We start from the raw sequence: 17,486 nt of genomic DNA, 5'->3' as shown, positions 1-17,486 counted from the left end.
GCTGTTCAGGACCCCGGCGGGACGCCCGGCCCCACGGGGTCTCCCCACCCCGTGACGGCCACCACCTCCCGCGCGATGTCCGTCACCTTCCGCCCGTCCGTCGCCATTCGGACCGTGTCCGCCGGTGCGCGCTCGTCCAGGAGCCGGGCCTTGCGGACGCTGTTCGCCACCTCGCGGTCCAGCTCCGAACCGATCTCGCGCCCCGAGAGCCGGCCGTACGTCGTGGTGTCGGAGGCGGTGAGCAGGACGCGCACGATCCGTACGTCCGCCCCCATCGCGCGCTCGAACATCGCCGCCGACTCCGGCAGCACACTCACCGTGTTCGTGTAGATCAGGCGCCGGTAGCCCAGTTCCGCGAAGTTGGACCAGACCGCCGTCAGATTGCGCTCGGTGATTCCCGCGCGGTGCGGGTCGCCCTCCGGCGCCGGGTGGACCTGGCCCATCAGGTCGCCCTCCACGACCGCGTGCGCCGCCTCGACGGCCCGTAGCCGCGCCGAGACCTCCCAGGCCACGGTCGTCTTGCCTACGCCCGCGCGCCCGCCGATGAGCAGTACCTCTGCGTGATTCATGTCGGCAGGGTGCCAGCCTGCGAGGGCTCCCGCGATCGGATTCCACGGCCGCGCCGAACGCGCCCGCCCGAACGGCGCCGCATACCGCGTCCGGAGTACGGCGCGGGGACGGCGTACACCCCGGGGAGGCCGGAGAGTTCCCCCTGTTGGCTGCCCGCGCACGGCGGCGGTCCGCTTAGGGTCGGGAACCATGGAGACCCCTGATGCGCGTACATCCCGGTGGCGACGGCTGCTGCCCCGCAACCGCGGCCGATGGGCCGCGGGCCTCGCGGCGCTCGCCGTGCTGGCCGGTGCGGGTACCTGGACCGCCGCGGCGGCCGGCGACCGCGGGCCCGCCGTGCACCGCCAGGACCGGATGATGCGGGTCGACGGGGTGTCCCTCGACACCTCGTACTTCACCACCGGCGGCACGGAACGCAGGCCGGCCGTGCTGATCGGGCACGGGTTCGGCGGCAGCAAGGACGATGTACGGGCGCAGGCCGAGCAGTTGGCCGCCACCGGGTACGCCGTACTGACCTGGTCCGCCCGCGGGTTCGGGAAGTCGGGCGGGGAGATCTCGCTCAACGCCCCCGACCGCGAGGTCGAGGACGTGTCCCGGCTGATCGACTGGCTCGCCGACCGGCCCGAGGTGGAACTCGACGCCGGGGGCGACCCCAGGGTCGGGGTCACCGGGGCCTCCTACGGCGGAGCCGTCTCGCTCCTCGCCGCCGGGTACGACCGGCGCGTCGACGCCATCGCACCGCAGATCACCTACTGGAACCTGGCCGATGCCCTGTTCCCCGACGGGGTGTTCAAGAAGCTCTGGGCCGGAATCTTCGTCACCACCGGGGGCGGCTGCCAGAAGTTCGAGAAGCGGCTCTGCGCGATGTACGAACGGGTCGCCGTCAGCGGGAAACCGGACGCCGCCGCGCGTGCGCTGCTGACCGAACGCTCCCCGAGCGCCGTCGCCGACCGCATCAAGGTGCCCGCGCTCATCGTGCAGGGGCAGTCCGACTCCCTCTTCCCGCTCGGCCAGGCCGACGCCATGGCTAAGGCGATCAGCGGCAACGGCGCGCCCGTCGCCGTCGACTGGATCGCCGGCGGACACGACGGCGGAGACCTGGAGACCGACCGGGTGAGGCAGCGGATCGGCCGATGGTTCGACCGGTACCTGAAGGACGACAAGGGCGCCGACACCGGGCCCGGATTCCGCGTCACCCGGACCGGAGGCATCGACTCCACCGACGGGGCCGCCCTCACGCGCGGGGCGAGCAGCGACACGTACCCCGGGCTGAGCAGCGGAGAGGAGACGATCGGCCTCGGGCGGCGGACGCAGACGTTCCGCAACCCCGCCGGGGCCGGCCCGCCCGCGGTCTCGGCCGTTCCCGGCATCGGCGGCGGGCTCTCCCGGCTGTCGTCCCTCGGCGTCGGCCTCTCGCTCGACTTCCCCGGGCAGTACGCCCGCTACGACTCGGCACCGCTGGACACGTCCCTGCGCGTCACCGGCTCCCCGGCCGTGCGGGTGAGCGTGGACGCGGAGCGGGGCGACGCCGTGCTGTTCGGCAAGGTGTACGACGTGTCACCGGACGGCAAGCAGCAGGTGCTGCCCTCCCAACTGGTCGCACCCATCCGCATTCCGCCGTCCCGGCAGGGCAGGGCCGTGCGGCTGACCCTCCCCGCCATCGACCACCGGTTCGACGCCGGACACCGGCTCCGCCTGGTCCTGTCCGCCACCGACCTCGGCTACGCCTCACCCGCCGAGCCGACGAAGTACACCGTGACCCCCGCCGGCCCGCTCACCGTCCCCACCGCCCCCGCCCTGAAGACCGCGGCGGCCCCCCTGCCCCGGTGGACCTGGGGGCTCCCGGCCGCCGCCGCGGTGATCGCCGCCGCGCTGCTGCTCACCGCCCGCCGCCGCACCGCGACCCCCGCACCCGACCCGGCGCTCGCCGACGTGCCCCTCCAGATCACCGGCCTGTCGAAGAAGTACGCCAAGTCCGCCGACAGGTACGCGGTGAAGGAACTGTCCTTCCGGGTCGAGAAGGGGCAGGTGCTCGGGCTCCTCGGACCCAACGGCGCGGGCAAGACGACGACCCTGCGCATGCTGATGGGTCTCCTCACGCCCGACGGCGGCGAGATCCGCGTCTTCGGGCAGGCGATCCGGCCGGGTGCGCCCGTGCTGTCCCGCGTCGGCTCGTTCGTCGAGGGCGCGGGCTTCCTGCCGCACCTGTCCGGGCGCGCCAACCTGGAGCTGTACTGGCAGGCCACCGGACGGCCCGCCGAGGACGCGTACATCGAGGAGGCCCTGGAGATCGCCGGGCTCGGTGACGCTTCCCCGAGCTCTCGACTCAGTTCGAGCAGGGGAGACCCCATCGCCCGCGCCGTCCGCACGTACTCGCAGGGCATGCGGCAACGGCTCGCCATCGCCCAGGCCATGCTCGGCATGCCGGACCTGCTGATCCTCGACGAACCGACCAACGGACTCGACCCGCCCCAGATCCGCCAGATGCGCGACGTGATGATCCGGTACGCGGCCGGCGGCCGGACCGTCATCGTCTCCAGCCACCTCCTCTCCGAGGTCGAGCAGTCCTGCACCCACCTCGTGGTCATGGACCGCGGCCGGCTCGTCCAGGCGGGCCCGGTCGCCGAGATCACCGGCTCCGGCGACATGCTTCTCGTCACCAGCGCGCGCGACGTGGCCGACCCCCTCGTGGAGAAGATCGCCGCACTGCCGGGGATCGGCTCGGCGGTCCGTACGGACGACGGCCGCGGGCTGCTCGTACGGCTCGACGGCGCCACCTCGCCCGAGCTGATCGCCGAACTGGTCCGGCTGGACGTGCCGTTGACCGGCGTCGGACCGCACCGACGCCTGGAGGACGCGTTCCTCACCCTGATCTCCGGAGGCTCCGCATGAGTGCCGAAGTCGATGCCACACCCGTGGCCGAGGCCCCCGGCTACCGGGCCCGGCGCGCCCTGCCGCTGCGCGTCGAGGCGGTGCGCCAGCTGCGCAGGCGACGCACCCTGCTCATGGGCGGGGTGCTGGCCGCCCTGCCGTTCATCCTGATCGCCGCGTTCGCGATCGGCGGCACGCCGTCCTCGCGGGGCGGCGGCGACCGGCTGACCCTGATGGACACGGCGACCGCGTCCGCGGCAAACTTCGCCGCGACGTGCCTGTTCGTGTCCGCCGGGTTCCTGCTCGTCGTCCCGGTGGCGCTGTTCTGCGGGGACACCGTCGCCTCCGAGGCCAGTTGGTCCTCGCTGCGCTATCTGCTGGCGGCGCCGGTGCCCCGGGCCAGGCTGCTGTGGAGCAAGCTCGTCGTGGCGCTCGGCTTCAGCCTGGCCGCGATGGTGCTGCTGCCGCTCGTCGCACTGGCCGCGGGGGCCGTCGCGTACGGCTGGGGGCCGCTCGAACTCCCCACCGGCGGCGCGCTCGCGGCCTCGGACACCGTGCCCCGGCTGGCGCTCGTCGTCGCGTTCGTCTTCGTCTCCCAACTGGTCACCGCCGGACTGGCGTTCTGGCTTTCGACGAAGACCGACGCCCCGCTGGGCGCGGTCGGCGGGGCGGTCGGGCTGACCATCGTCGGCAATGTGCTGGACGCCGTCACCGCCCTCGGCTCCTGGCGGGAATTCCTGCCCGCCCACTGGCAGTTCGCCTGGGCGGACGCGCTCCAGCCCGAACTGGAATGGGGTGGCATGGCGAAGGGCGCGGCGGTCTCGGTGACGTACGCCCTGATCCTGTTCGCCTTCGCCTTCCGGGGGTTCAGCCGCAAGGACATCGTGTCCTGAGCTCGGCCCTCCGCGACCGCGATCGGGCAGGCGGACCGGCTCAAGGGCGGCGGGGACGACCACGGGTCCGGGGAGCGCCGGCGGGCGAGAGGGACCGACCGGGAAGGACAAGGGCGGGCCGCGCGGACCTGTGCAAGCCGGCTGCGCGGCCCGCCCGCCGACGCCAAGATGTGTGCCATGTCCTCACTTCCCGCCCTGCTCCTGGCGCTCGGTGTCCTCACGACCGGCCTCTACGCGGGCTTCCTGCTGACGTTCCTGATCGCGGTCATGCCCGGCATCGCGGAACTGCCGGACGAGCGGTTCACGGCCGCGATGCGGCGCTTCAACGAGAAGGTGCCCGGACCGGTCTTCCTGGTCCTCTTCCTCGGCGTGATCGCCTTCCCGGCCGCCGCGGCCATTGCCGGCGGCGACGGCGCGGGGCGGGCACTCGCCGGGGCCGCGCTGGTCTGCGCGATCGGCAGCCACCTGGTCACGATCGCCGGGAACATCCCGCTGAACAAGGCGCTCGCGGAGTCCGAGGGAGGCGACGACGGGGCGGCCCGCGAGGCGTTCGAGGCCCGCTGGAACAGCCTTCACCGGATCCGGACGGCCCTGTCCCTCGCCGCGTTCGCGCTGCTGACCGTCGCCGCCGCATAGGCGCACGGGCCGGTTCCCGCCCGTGCGGGGCCGGCCCGGCAGCGGACGCGCGGCCCGGCGCGGTCCCCGTGCCCGTTCCCAAGCCCCTCGGAACCTGCTCAGAATCAGAAGTCGAGCGTGTCGATGTTCTTCCTGTCGTCCTGCCCTTGTACGAGGAGCCGCCCATCCGCGTGGAGGAGCTGTGACGGTCCGGGCCGGGGACGCAACCCCCGCGCGCGGCAGCCGGTCTGAGTCTGCACAGCACGGGTGCGGTGCCGTTGGCCCGCACACACCCAAAAAGCACCTCGCCCACCCCCGGAAAGCACCTCCGCGCACACCCGTACACACCCGGAAAGTCCCCCCAACCCCCCATTCCCTGAACGAAGGAGTCCACGTGGCATCCCGCGCCCTCGGAACCGCCGTCGTGCTCGCCATCACCGTGGCGACCGCTGTGATCACCTTCCCCACCGCCCAGGCATCGACGCCCGCCCCCGCGACCGTCTCCGCGTCTCTCACCGGAACCGCGTCCCCCACCAGGACCGCGCCCGCCCCGGCCCCGCCACGTGACGACTTCAACGGGGACGGCTACCCGGACGTGGCGTTCACCGCTCCCGGTGCCACCGTGGGCGGCAAGGCCGGGGCCGGGTACGTGGGTGTGGTGTACGGCTCCCGGAGCGGTCCGCAGACCTCCACCAAGCAGGTCTTCACCCAGGACTCGCCCGGAATCCCGGACACGGCCGAGGCCGGTGACGCGTTCGGCAGCTCGATGGTCTCCGCCGACCTGGACAAGGACGGGTACAGCGACCTCGTGGTGGGCGCGGGGAAGGAGAAGGCCGGCTCGTTCGAGTCCGCCGGTTCGCTCACCGTGATCTGGGGCGGGGCGCACGGGCTTTCGGGTGGCGCGGCCCTCCTGACGGGCGACGAACCGTACGGCGAGATCGGCGGGAAGAGTGCCGTCGGTGACTTCGACGGCGACGGCGCCATGGACATCGTCACTCTCAGGATGAGCAACATCCAGGTCCTGTCCGGCCCGTTCAAGCGCGACGGCAGCACGGCCGCTCCCGTCAGGGAGATCCGCGACATGGACGATCTGCGCTACATGGACATCACCGCGGGCGACCTCAACGGCGACGGCCGTGACGATCTGGCAGGTGTCGTCCACGACGGCGACGAGTACGACGCCCGGCGCATCCTCGTCCGCAACGGCGGTGCGACCGGCCTCAGCGGGAACTACACCGTCGTCAACAGGGCCAACGGCTCCCGTCTTCAGGCCGGCGAGACCATCACGGCGGGTCAGGTGAACGGCGACAAATACGCCGACCTCGTCGTGGGCCGCCCGGTCGACGGCTACGACAGCGACCTGGACACACCGCTCGCCAAGGGCGGAATGATCACCTACGTTCCGGGCAGCGCCACCGGCCCGCGGGGCGACCGGGCGAAGGTCTTCAACCAGGACAGCGCGGGTGTCCCGGGTGTCGCCGAGGCGTCCGACGGATTCGGCGCGGCGGTGTCGATCGGCGACATGAACGGTGACGGCTACGGCGACATCGCCGTCGGCGTCCCCCACGAGGACCTCGGCACGACAAAGAACGCGGGGTCGGTCCTGGTCCTCCCCGGCACCGCGTCCGGCCCCACCGGCACGGGCACGGTGGGCTTCAACCAGGACACGGCGAACGTCCCCGGGGTGGCCGAGGCGGACGACGGGTTCGGCGCCGCCGCCAAGCTGGTCGACGCCGACCGCGACGGCCGCACCGAACTGATCGTCGGCGCCCCCGGCGAGAACGCGCACGCGGGTTCCCTGTGGGTCTTCCCCACCACGGCGTCCGGTGTGACGGCCAAGGGTTCGTCCACGTTCGGCCACGGGACGCTGGGCACGGTGGGAACGGACGCGGAGCTGGGTTCGTCGTTCAACCGCTGACCATTTCCAGGTCCGGGGGGGGTAGGGCCGGCCCCACCCCCGGGACTCGGGCAGCACGGATGTACGGTCCCGGGACCGTCTCCTACGGTGAGGCCATGCGCCCTCGCACCGTGTGGCAGGCCCTGCCGGCCCCCCGCTATCTGCTGACGTCCTGGCCCTGGCGGTCGGCCGGCTACCTGGTCAGCGGCGCTTCGGCCGGCGCGATCGTCCTGGTGGTGATCGTGACCGGTGCGGTGGTGGGCGGTGCGCTCTCCCTCGTACTGATCGGACTGCCGCTGCTCGCCGTCCTCGCGCTCGCCGGAATTCCGGTCGCGGCCCTGGAGCGGCTCAGGCTCCGCCTGATGGACCGCACCCGCGTCCCCGACCCGCACCGCCGGCCGGCCGAACCGGGCCTGTGGAGCTGGGTGACGTGCCGGCTCCGGGAGCGGGCGACCTGGCGGGAACTCGGCTACGCGCTCCTGTTCGCCGTGGTCCTGTGGCCGCTCGACGCCCTTGCGGTGGGCGCCTGCGCGGGCGTCCCACTGGGAGTGCTGAGCACCCCCGTGGTGATGGAGGTGTACGGGGACGGCGAGGAGGCCCGGGTCGTGAAGCTGTGGACGGTCACGACGTGGCCCGGGGCCTTCGCGACCGCGGCGGGCGGACTCGTACTCCTGGCGCTCGGCTGCTACTTCCTGGGCCTGCTTGCCGGAGCGAGGGCGGAACTGACCCGCCTCCTGCTCACTCGCGGAGCGACCGACCTGGACGCCCGCCTGGGGGAACTCACCCGCTCCCGCGTCCGCCTGGTCGACGCTTTCGAGGCGGAACGCCGCCGCATCGAACGCGATCTGCACGACGGGGCCCAGCAGCGCATCGTCGCCCTCACGATGATGCTCGGCCTGGCCCGCCTGGACGCCCCGCCCGGCCCTCTCGCCGACCAGCTGACCAGGGCCCACGAAGAGGCCGGCAGGGCCCTCTGCGAGCTGCGCGAACTGATCCACGGCATCCACCCCAAGGTCCTTGCCGACTACGGCCTCCAGGCCGCGGTCGCCGACGCCGCCGACCGCTCCGTGATCCCCGTCGACCTCGACCTCGAACTGCCCGGCCGGTTCCCCGAAGCCGTCGAGGCGGCCGCGTACTTCGTGGTCTGCGAGGCACTCGCCAACGTCGCCAGACACAGCGGCGCACACCGCGCCGCGGTCAGCGGAGGCCACGCCGGGGGCCGGCTGTTCCTGGAGATCCACGACGACGGGCGGGGCGGTGCGCACACGTCCGGCGACGGCAGCGGGCTGACCGGTCTGGCCGACCGGGTGTCCGTACTGGATGGCAGACTTGCGCTGTCCAGTCCGGCCGGGGGCCCGACCCGATTGCGTGTGGAGATTCCTTGCGAGTGGACCGATCGCTCCGCGTAGTTCTGGCCGAGGACAGCGTGCTGCTGCGCGAGGGACTGATCGGCCTGCTCGCCCGCTTCGGCCACGAGGTGGCCGCGGCTGTCGGCGACGCGGAGGCGCTCGTGGCGGCGGTGGCGGAACACGGTCCGGACATCGTCGTCACCGACGTACGGATGCCGCCCGGCTTCCAGGACGAGGGCCTGCACGCGGCGGTGAGACTCCGCAGGTCGAGACCCGCCCTTCCGGTACTGGTCCTGAGCCAGTACGTGCAGCGTACGTACGCCGCGGACCTCCTCGACTCCGGGGACGGCACGGGCGTCGGCTATCTGCTCAAGGACCGGGTCGGCCAGGTCGAGGAATTCATCGACGCGTTGAGGGAGGTCGCCGACGGCGGCACGGTCGTCGACCCGGAGGTCGTACGCCAACTCCTGCGCCGCCGCCGGGATCCCCTGGAACGCCTCACCGCGAGGGAACGCGAGGTGCTCGCCCTGGTGGCCCAGGGCAGGTCGAACGGCGCGATCGCCCGCGACCTGGTGGTCTCCGAGGCCGCGGTGGGCAAGCACATCGGCAACATCCTCGCCAAGCTGGACCTCCCACCGGCCGAGGAGACCCACCGCAGGGTGCTGGCGGTCCTGACGTTCCTGCGGTCCTGACGCCCCTGCGGGCGTGTCCCCGCCCTCACCGTTCCTTCCGCGGACTTCCGCGGCCTTCCGCAACAGGGTGACGGCGCGGCGCTGAAATGACAACGGACGGCAGCCCGGCCCACCAGGGAGCCTGTCAGGTCTTACGCTGCCACTACGCCGCGTTCGCTAACGTGCCCCGACCAGCAAAAAGGCCCTCCCGAAGGGAGGGCCGAACGCGTGCGGTGCGTGTATGCGTGCCCCCGGCAGGACTCGAACCTGCGGCCAAGCGCTTAGAAGGCGCCTGCTCTATCCACTGAGCTACGGGGGCCGGGTGGTGGCCTCGGCGGCCTGGAGCCCTGGGGCCTGGCCGGTCGGTGACCTGCCGGGACAAGGATAGGGCTCCGAACGCCTCGACCCGGTTGCTTCACCTGCGTGGCACGATGTGGAGGTTCGGTGAAGCGAACCGATAATCGCAGGTGGGTGGGATTTGCGCATCGCTTTTGACGCCTCGCGCCCCGGGTGTTGTGCACTCGTTATGCCTGCGCCCCACTCGTCCCCTCTGTCCCGACTCCGTCCTGAGGGGAGAACCGGCGCGCAGAGGTGGCTATACGCTTCAAAAAGGCGCCAAAATTGGGCATTCTTCGCATGTGGTGACCTTGGACGTACGGCCTCAGCTCATCGACGCACTTTCCGCCCTGCGCGACCGTGTCGCTGCCGTGCGTCTCCCACTTCCGCTGCCGGGGGCCCCGCGCGCCCGCCAGACCCGGAGCGAGCTGCTCGCCCAGCTCGACGACTATCTGCTTCCCCGGCTCAGGGATCCTGAGGCGCCCCTCCTCGCGGTGATCGGCGGGTCCACCGGAGCCGGGAAGTCGACGCTCGTCAATTCGCTGGTGGGGCGGCTGGTCAGCGAGGCCGGGGTGCTGCGGCCGACCACGCGGACGCCCGTACTCGTCTGCCACCCGGACGATCACCACTGGTTCGCGGGGGTACGCGTGCTGCCGCAGCTGACCAGGGTCTGGCTGCCGCCCGAGGAGTCCGGGGATCCGGGCCGGTGCGACGGCCTCGACGGGTTCGACGGGACCGGGGAGGAGGACGGGACCGTGCTGCGCGTCGAGACGGCCACCGGGCTGCCGCGCGGGCTCGCGCTGCTCGACGCGCCCGACATCGACTCGCTCGTGGTACGGAACCGGGTCCTGGCCGCCGAGCTGATCTGCGCCGCGGACGTGTGGGTGATGGTGACGACGGCCTCCCGGTACGCGGACGCGGTGCCGTGGCATCTGCTGCGCACCGCCAAGGAGTACGACGCCTCGCTCGTCACCGTCCTCGACCGGGTACCGCACCAGGTGATCGCCGAGGTGTCGCGGCAGTACGGAGCGCTGCTCACCAAGGCGGGCCTCGGTGAGGTGCCGCGCTTCACCATCCCCGAGCTGCCCGAATCGGCCGGCGGCGGCAGCGGGCTGCTGCCCACCACCGCGGTCGCCCCGTTGCGGGCCTGGCTCAGCCACCGCGCCCAGGACCCGGCCGCCCGTCAGCAGGCGGTCGGGCGGACGGCGGCCGGGGTCATCGACTCGCTGGACGTGCGGATGCCCGCGCTGGCCGGGGCCGTCGCGGCGCAGTACGCGGCGGCCGTGCGGCTGACCGGTGTGGTCGAGGACGCGTACCGCGCCGAAGGCACCCGGGTCCGGCGGCGGCTGCGGAACGGCGGTGTGCTCGCCGGGGACGCCCGCACCCGGTGGCGCGGGTACCCGCTCTACAGCACCTCCGAGGAACTCCTCGAAGCGCTGGTGGAGAGCCTCGCCGCACTACTGCAGTGCGCCGTGGCCGCCGCCGACGAACAGATCCGCACGACCTGGCGGAGCGAACCCGCGGCCGGGGCGTTCGGCTTCGAGGACGTCGGCCGGGAGGCGGGCGGATGGGGACCGGCCGAGGACATCCGGGGCCGCATCACCATGGCCGTACGGCGGTGGTGGCGGGTGCTGGAGGAGCTGGCCGAGGAAGAGGTGCGCCGGCTCGAACGCAGCGCCGCACCCGACACCGGGACCGTGGCGGCGCTCCTGGCCGCCGCACTGCTCGGCGGCCGGCGCACCCGCGGCGCCGGGGAGCAGCTCGCCGAACGGATCGGCGCCCAGGGCGCGCTGCGGCTGCGCGACAAGGGCGGCGCGCTGCTCACCGGCTGCCTCGACCGGGTGCTGGACGGCGAGCGCGACCGGCGGCTCGCACCGCTCGACGCACTCGACGTCGCCCCCGAGCCGCAGGCCGAACTCATCGCCGCGCTGTCCGTACTGCAGAAGGAGAGGTGGCAGCGATGACTGCCGTCATTGACGAGGGGACCGGCCGGGGCGAGAGTCCCGCACCTCACGAGGGCCGCGATCACCCGGGCCGGGGGAGGACGCCCGGCGGGCGCGCCGGCGTGCCGGAGGCGGGCGGCGGCTGGAACGACGGGCTCATCGCCCGGCGCGCGGCCGCCAAGGAGTCGGACCCCGAACCCGGGACCGCCCCGGACGACGACGTACGACCGCCCCAGGTCGAGGCGTACGTACCGTCCGGCGGTCCGCTCCGGCCTCGGCTCGACGCGCTGCGTGAACTCGTCGGGCTGTCCAGGGCCAGGCTCGACGGGGCCACCCTCGCCGAAGCGGGACGCGTGCTCGACGAAGCGGCGGCCCGGCGACGGCTCTCCTCCCGGCACACCGTCGTCGCCATCGCCGGGGCGTCCGGCAGCGGCAAGTCGACGCTCTTCAACTCCCTCGCGGGAGTCCAGATCTCCGACACCGGGCTGCGCAGGCCGACCACCGCCGCCCCCCTCGCCTGCTCCTGGACCGACGGGGCCGCCGGACTCCTGGACCGGCTCGCCATTCCCGGACGGCTCAGGCGCAGGCCGCAGCAGGGCGGTACGGAAGCCGACGAGGCGCTCCAGGGACTCGTCCTCGTCGACCTGCCCGACCACGACTCGGCGGCGCCCGGACACCGTGAGCAGGTCGACCGGGTGCTCGCGCTGGTCGATGCGGTGATCTGGGTCGTCGACCCGGAGAAGTACGCGGACGCGGCCCTGCACGAGCGCTACCTGCGGCCGCTCGCCGGGCACGCCGAGATCACCTTCGTCGTCCTCAACCAGATCGACCGGCTGCCCGGCGACGCCGCCGACCAGGTCCTCGACGACCTGCGCCGGCTGCTCGACGAGGACGGCATGGCGCTCGGCGAGCACGGCGAACCGGGAGCCACCGTCATGTCCCTGTCCGCGCTCACCGGCGAAGGCGTCGGCGAAATGCGCGAGGTGCTCGGCCGTTTCGTCCAGGGGCGCACGGCGGCCGCGCGCCGGCTCTCCGCGGATGTGGACGCCGCCGCTGCCAGGCTCCGTCCGGTCTACGTCGCCGAAGGGCGGCCCGGACTCGGCGAACGGGCCCGCGAGGAGTTCGCTGACCGGCTTGCGGAGGCCGTCGGAGCGGCCGCGGCGGGCCAGGCCGCCGAGCGTGAGTGGCGCAGGAACGCCGGACGGGCGTGCGGCACGCCGTGGCTGAGGCTGTGGCGCTGGTACGAGTCCACCCGGCGGCCCGGAAGCCTGGAGTGCCCCGTGCGGCCCGCGCCCCCCGAGGAGGAGCTCACCGCCCGGCAACGCGTCGAACAGGCGGTGCGGACGGTGGCGGACGAGGCCGCCGACGGGCTGCCCGGCCCCTGGGCCCAGGCGGTCCGGGAGGCCGCGGTGAACGGTGCGGAAGGGCTGCCGGAGGCGCTCGACGAGCTGGCGGAGAAGGCCGGTGGCGAGGACGGGCGCGGGCGGACGGCGAGCTGCTCCTCGGGCGGGCCGGGCGGCGGTGCGGGCGGTGCGACGGTCATGGCGACGGGAGTGGCCGGGGCCTGCGGTGTGGCGCACAGCGGTCGGGTGGGCGGAAAGCCGCCGCGGCCCAGGTGGTGGCCCGCCGCCGTGCTGGCACAGGCGTCGATGACGCTGCTGCAGATCTTCGGCGGTCTCTGGCTGGTCGGCCAGATCGTCGGCGTTCTCGAACCGGGATTCCTCACGCCCGCCCTGGTGATGCTGGCCGGGGTCGTCGGCGGACCACTGGTGGAGTGGTCGTGCGCGGCCGCGGCCCGGGGACCGGCGCGGCGGTACGGGCAGGAGGCCGAGCGGCAGTTGCGCGAGGCGGCGGCGGCCTGTGGGCGGGCGCGAGTGCTCGATCCGGTGGCTGCGGAACTCGTGCGCTACCGCGAAGTGCGCGAGCGGTACGTGGCGGTGACGGAGTTTTCCACAACTGCCGGGTAGTCCACAGGCGTCAGCGGGAATCCCGCCTCTCCTTCAACCTGGATTCGGTGACCGCGCGGGTGCGGTCACCGGAACCGAAGGCCGAAGGGGAGGCGGAGTCATGAACGACACCTTGGTGACACTGGTGGGCAACGCGGCGACGGGCGTGGAGTTCAGGGAGACCGCGACCGGCGGAATGGCGCGATTCCGGTTCGCGGTGACGCCGCGCCGCTGGGACCGCGAAAAACAGTTCTGGACGGACGGGCACACCAGTTTCTACACCGTGTGGGCCTGGCGAACCCTGGCGTCGAATCTGTCCGGCTCCATTTCCGTCGGAGAACCGCTGGTCGTGCACGGCAGGTTGAAGGTGCGCGAGGAGGAACGGGAGGGCCGGTGGCGGACGTCCGTGGACATCGAGGCGGTCGCGGTGGGACACGATCTGACACGGGGTACGGCCGCGTTCCGGCGCGTGACGAGGGGCGATCCGGGGGCGATGGCACGCGCGGGGAGCGCGGACGGTGCGGTGGACCAGGGCGACGGGCCGGTGCGTTCGGACGAGCCGGACTGGTCGGGCGGCCCGGCGCGGGAGGCACGGGAAGCGCGGGAGGTGAGCGAGGCGCGGCCGGGTGGTTCGCGCGAAGCGTCACGGGCCGAGGGGGACGAGCGGGAGGGGGGAGGCGAGCGGAGCGAGCAGCCCGGTCGGGCCGACCGGGCTGAACAGCCGGAACGGGTCGGGCGACAGCGAGTGCAGCGCCCGACGGGGCGTCAGAAACGCGGTCAGGAACTTGCGTCGGCGTCCTGACCGGACAGGAGCGAGGCGACGGATCTGACGGGAAGTCGGATCGGGGGGCGTCGAGGCGCCGCGCGCGACACCGGCGATAACGATTCCGATTCGGAATGGTTGTACGACGGTATGAGGGGGGATTGTTCATCTCTTCATCCTTAGGATTCCCCCGTACTCACGGGGCACTTGAGTCGACTGGCGGGACAGTCCCCACACGCGCATCAGGCGCGAAGGGTCCCGCCCGGAGGGGAATTCTGTGTTTTCTGCTTCTTCAGCGACCGTTTCGTCGTCCTCGAGGGCGGCCGATTCTCCACGGCGGCGGGGCATGGCCCGGCTGGCCGCGTCGGTGATGGCGTCCGGTCTTGTCATGGCAGGCGCCCTCGTCGGCGCGGGCAGCGCGGTCGCCGACGAGGCGCCGCAGCATCAAGGTGGCGCGGCGGCGGTCCTGGACGGCTTGAAGACCTACGACCGCGCCGTGCTCCACTCGGGCGGCAGGAACCAGGAGCTGCCCGCCGGACTCTTCGAGATGACCGTCGACGGCGGCGGCAAGCTCAAGACGTACTGCATCGACATCCACAACCCCACCCAGGACCAGGCGAAGTACCTGGAGACCCCCTGGAACCAGACCTCGCTCGGCAGCAACAAGAACGCGGGCAAGATCCGCTGGATCCTGGAGCACTCCTACCCGCAGATCGACGACCTCGCGGCGCTCGCCGAGCAGGCCGGCACCGGGCCGCTCACCGAGAAGACCGCTGCGGCCGGCACCCAGGTCGCCATCTGGCGCTACTCGGACAACGTCGACGTCGACGCGGCCGACGGGCAGGCGGGGAAGCTCGCCGACTGGCTGGAGCACAACGCCACCGACCAGGCCGAGCCCAAGGCGTCCCTCGCCCTGGACCCGGCCGCGGTCTCCGGCAAGTCGGGTGAGCGGCTCGGGCCGGTCACCGTCCGCACCAATGCGAGCCAGGTCTCCGTGACCCCGCCCGCCGACGCCGCCAGCGGTGTCAAGGTCACCGACAAGAGCGGCAAGCCCGTGACGGCCGCCGCCAACGGTGCCGAGCTCTACTTCGACGTCCCGGCGGGCGCCGCCGACGGTTCCGCCTCGCTGACCGTCCAGGCCACCACGTCGGTTCCGGTCGGCCGGGCCTTCGCCGGGGTGACCAAGAGCCAGACCATGATCCTGGCCGGCTCCAGCGAGTCCACGGTCTCCGCGACCGCCACCGGCACCTGGGCCAAGCAGGGCGCCATCCCGGCCGTCTCGGCGAAGAAGAACTGCGCCAAGGGCGGCGTGGACGTCACCGCGACCAACAAGGGCGACGAGGCGTTCACCTTCGAGCTGGCCGGGGCGAAGCACACCGTCGAGGCGGGCAAGTCCGAGACCGTGACCGTCCCGGTCGCCGAGGACCAGGCGTACGACATCACGGTCACCGGCCCCGGTGGCTTCTCGGAGACGTTCAAGGGCGTCCTCGACTGCAAGACCAGCGGCAGCGGCACCGGCGGCACCGACACCCAGACCGGCGGGGACAAGCCCGCCCCGGCCACGGTCGGCGGCAGCTCGACCGGTGGCTCCGGTGACCTCGCCGAGACCGGTGGCTCCAGCGCCACCCCGGTCATCGCGGGCGTCGCGATCGCCCTCGTCGTCGTCGGCGGCGGCGCGGTCTTCCTCCTCCGCAGGCGCAAGACGCAGACCTCCGCCCAGTAGTCGCGGCAGGACCACGCCACTGACAGCGGAGTGACGAACGGCAGGCAGAGTGTCACACCTGCCTGATGACGGCCCCGGTACGCGGACGCGCACCGGGGCCGTCGCATGCCCGAAGGCGGGGGCCGGCGGGTGCCGGAGGGCGGACGGGACGTACCGCGGACCGGACTGGGTTTCCGTCCCGGGACGGCCGTCAGGCAAGATGGGGTGTATCTGCCCACACATCGATAGCCGGACGGTTTCTCTTGGCTGAGTACATCTACACCATGCGCAAGACGCGCAAAGCGCACGGCGACAAGGTGATCCTCGATGACGTCACCCTGAACTTCCTGCCCGGCGCGAAAATCGGTGTCGTGGGCCCCAACGGCGCCGGCAAGTCCACGGTGCTGAAGATCATGGCGGGCCTGGAACAGCCGTCCAACGGTGACGCGTTCCTCTCGCCCGGTTTCAGCGTCGGCATCCTCATGCAGGAGCCGCAGCTCGACGAGACGAAGACGGTCCTGGAGAACGTCCAGGACGGCGCCGCCGAGATCATGGGCAAGCTCAAGCGCTTCAACGAGGTCGCCGAGCTCATGGCGACCGACTACTCCGACGCGCTGATGGAGGAGATGGGCAAGCTCCAGGAGGACCTGGACCACGCCAACGCGTGGGACCTGGACGCCCAGCTGGAGCAGGCCATGGACGCCCTGGGCTGCCCGCCCGGCGACTGGCCGGTCGTCAACCTCTCCGGTGGCGAGAAGCGCCGCGTCGCGCTCTGCAAGCTGCTGATCGAGGCACCCGACCTGCTGCTCCTCGACGAGCCCACCAACCACCTCGACGCCGAGTCGGTGAACTGGCTGGAGCAGCACCTCTCGAAGTACGCGGGCGCCGTGGTCGCCGTCACCCACGACCGCTACTTCCTGAACAACGTCGCCGAGTGGATCCTCGAACTCGACCGCGGGCGCGCCCTGCCGTACGAGGGCAACTACTCCACGTACCTCGACAAGAAGGCCACCCGGCTCAAGGTCGAGGGCCGCAAGGACGAGAAGCGCGCCAAGCGGCTCAAGGAAGAGCTGGAGTGGGTCCGCTCCAACGCCAAGGGCCGGCAGACCAAGTCCAAGGCACGTCTCGCCCGTTACGAGGAGATGGCGGCCGAGGCGGACAAGATGCGGAAGCTGGACTTCGAGGAGATCCAGATTCCGCCGGGCCCGCGGCTCGGTTCCATCGTCGTCGAGGTCGAGAACCTCTCGAAGGCCTTCGGCGACAAGGTCCTCATCGACGACCTGTCGTTCACGCTGCCGCGCAACGGCATCGTCGGCGTCATCGGTCCGAACGGCGCGGGCAAGACCACGCTGTTCAAGATGATCCAGGGCCTGGAGACCCCGGACACGGGCTCCATCAAGATCGGTGACACGGTCAAGATCTCCTACGTCGACCAGTCCCGCGCCAACATCGACCCGAAGAAGACCCTCTGGGCCGTCGTCTCGGACGAGCTGGACTACATCAACGTCGGACAGGTCGAGATGCCCTCGCGGGCGTACGTCTCCGCGTTCGGCTTCAAGGGCCCGGACCAGCAGAAGCCGGCCGGTGTCCTCTCCGGTGGTGAGCGCAACCGCCTCAACCTGGCGCTGACGCTCAAGGAGGGCGGCAACCTGCTGCTCCTCGACGAGCCCACCAACGACCTCGACGTCGAGACCCTGTCCTCGCTGGAGAACGCCCTGCTGGAGTTCCCGGGCGCCGCTGTGGTCATCTCCCACGACCGCTGGTTCCTGGACCGCGTCGCCACGCACATCCTGGCGTACGAGGGCGACTCCAAGTGGTACTGGTTCGAGGGCAACTTCGAGTCGTACGAGAAGAACAAGGTCGACCGCCTCGGAGCGGACGCGGCACGCCCGCACCGTGCCACGTACAAGAAGCTCACGCGAGGCTGATC

The 17,486-nt window shown here is 72.2% G+C and carries 11 protein-coding genes, 1 tRNA gene and 1 pseudogene; 11 read left to right on the top strand and 2 right to left on the bottom strand.

Going from position 1 to position 17,486, the window contains the following annotated elements; all coding sequences use genetic code 11:
* Positions 1-5 precede the first annotated feature (5 nt).
* Positions 6-569, bottom strand: coding sequence for a hypothetical protein (locus ACIOMQ_RS14255; protein ID WP_362206805.1), 564 nt, complete (start codon positions 567-569; stop codon positions 6-8).
* Between the two features lie 190 nt (positions 570-759).
* On the opposite strand from ACIOMQ_RS14255, the gene ACIOMQ_RS14250 reads away from it, so the two are divergent.
* The 6 genes from ACIOMQ_RS14250 (at position 760) to ACIOMQ_RS14225 (ending at position 8,887) form a co-directional block, all read left to right on the top strand.
* Positions 760-3,462: an alpha/beta fold hydrolase gene (locus ACIOMQ_RS14250; RefSeq protein ID WP_362206806.1), complete on the top strand. Its 2,703-nt coding sequence runs from the start codon at positions 760-762 to the stop codon at positions 3,460-3,462.
* Complete coding sequence (locus ACIOMQ_RS14245; protein ID WP_401937963.1) at positions 3,459-4,334, top strand: ABC transporter permease; 876 nt, start codon at positions 3,459-3,461, stop codon at positions 4,332-4,334. The genes ACIOMQ_RS14250 and ACIOMQ_RS14245 overlap by 4 nt, the downstream gene beginning before the upstream one ends.
* Before the next feature lie 177 nt (positions 4,335-4,511).
* Complete coding sequence (locus ACIOMQ_RS14240) at positions 4,512-4,970, top strand: anthrone oxygenase family protein (RefSeq protein ID WP_401264219.1); 459 nt, start codon at positions 4,512-4,514, stop codon at positions 4,968-4,970.
* A 373-nt stretch (positions 4,971-5,343) separates the two neighbouring features.
* Positions 5,344-6,867, top strand: coding sequence for an FG-GAP and VCBS repeat-containing protein (locus tag ACIOMQ_RS14235; protein ID WP_402189065.1), 1,524 nt, complete (start codon positions 5,344-5,346; stop codon positions 6,865-6,867).
* 95 nt (positions 6,868-6,962) lie between these two features.
* Positions 6,963-8,255 carry a sensor histidine kinase gene (locus ACIOMQ_RS14230; protein WP_402189063.1) on the top strand — a complete coding sequence of 431 codons (1,293 nt, stop codon included), beginning with the start codon at positions 6,963-6,965 and terminating at the stop codon, positions 8,253-8,255.
* Positions 8,228-8,887 carry a response regulator transcription factor gene (locus ACIOMQ_RS14225; protein WP_362206811.1) on the top strand — a complete coding sequence of 220 codons (660 nt, stop codon included), beginning with the start codon at positions 8,228-8,230 and terminating at the stop codon, positions 8,885-8,887. The genes ACIOMQ_RS14230 and ACIOMQ_RS14225 overlap by 28 nt, the downstream gene beginning before the upstream one ends.
* Positions 8,888-9,112: 225 nt before the next feature.
* On the opposite strand, the gene ACIOMQ_RS14220 is transcribed toward ACIOMQ_RS14225, so the two are convergent.
* Positions 9,113-9,185 (bottom strand) — tRNA-Arg (locus ACIOMQ_RS14220).
* Positions 9,186-9,513: 328 nt separating this feature from the next.
* Between ACIOMQ_RS14220 and ACIOMQ_RS14215 the strand changes: the two genes are divergently transcribed.
* From ACIOMQ_RS14215 to ettA, 5 genes and pseudogenes are all read left to right on the top strand, one after another.
* On the top strand, positions 9,514-11,166 hold the full coding sequence (locus ACIOMQ_RS14215) for an ATP-binding protein (RefSeq protein ID WP_362206850.1): 1,653 nt from the start codon (positions 9,514-9,516) through the stop codon (positions 11,164-11,166).
* Complete coding sequence (locus ACIOMQ_RS14210) at positions 11,163-13,112, top strand: GTPase (RefSeq protein ID WP_402189061.1); 1,950 nt, start codon at positions 11,163-11,165, stop codon at positions 13,110-13,112. Before ACIOMQ_RS14215 ends, ACIOMQ_RS14210 begins: the two co-directional genes overlap by 4 nt.
* Positions 13,113-13,212: 100 nt before the next feature.
* A pseudogene (locus ACIOMQ_RS14205) lies at positions 13,213-13,578 on the top strand (single-stranded DNA-binding protein); the annotation flags it as partial.
* A gap of 553 nt (positions 13,579-14,131) precedes the next feature.
* On the top strand, positions 14,132-15,577 hold the full coding sequence (locus ACIOMQ_RS14200; protein WP_401753101.1) for an LAETG motif-containing sortase-dependent surface protein: 1,446 nt from the start codon (positions 14,132-14,134) through the stop codon (positions 15,575-15,577).
* Between the two features lie 242 nt (positions 15,578-15,819).
* Positions 15,820-17,484, top strand: coding sequence for an energy-dependent translational throttle protein EttA (ettA, locus tag ACIOMQ_RS14195; RefSeq protein WP_362206815.1), 1,665 nt, complete (start codon positions 15,820-15,822; stop codon positions 17,482-17,484).
* The last annotated feature ends 2 nt before the right edge of the window (positions 17,485-17,486 follow it).

The sequence above is a fragment of the Streptomyces sp. NPDC087845 genome, from assembly GCF_044742755.1.
Classification (GTDB): Bacteria; Actinomycetota; Actinomycetes; order Streptomycetales; family Streptomycetaceae; genus Streptomyces.
Note: the sequence above shows the minus strand (reverse complement) of the source record. Positions and strands in the feature narration are given on the sequence as shown.

What these genes read in the sequence shown, in the direction of transcription:
- ACIOMQ_RS14255 (WP_362206805.1), bottom strand. Translation starts at nt 569, where the DNA reads ATGAATCACGCAGAGGTACTGCTCATCGGCGGGCGCGCGGGCGTAGGC.
- ACIOMQ_RS14250 (WP_362206806.1), top strand. Translation starts at nt 760, where the DNA reads ATGGAGACCCCTGATGCGCGTACATCCCGGTGGCGACGGCTGCTGCCC.
- ACIOMQ_RS14245 (WP_401937963.1), top strand. Translation starts at nt 3,459, where the DNA reads ATGAGTGCCGAAGTCGATGCCACACCCGTGGCCGAGGCCCCCGGCTAC.
- ACIOMQ_RS14240 (WP_401264219.1), top strand. Translation starts at nt 4,512, where the DNA reads ATGTCCTCACTTCCCGCCCTGCTCCTGGCGCTCGGTGTCCTCACGACC.
- ACIOMQ_RS14230 (WP_402189063.1), top strand. Translation starts at nt 6,963, where the DNA reads ATGCGCCCTCGCACCGTGTGGCAGGCCCTGCCGGCCCCCCGCTATCTG.
- ACIOMQ_RS14210 (WP_402189061.1), top strand. Translation starts at nt 11,163, where the DNA reads ATGACTGCCGTCATTGACGAGGGGACCGGCCGGGGCGAGAGTCCCGCA.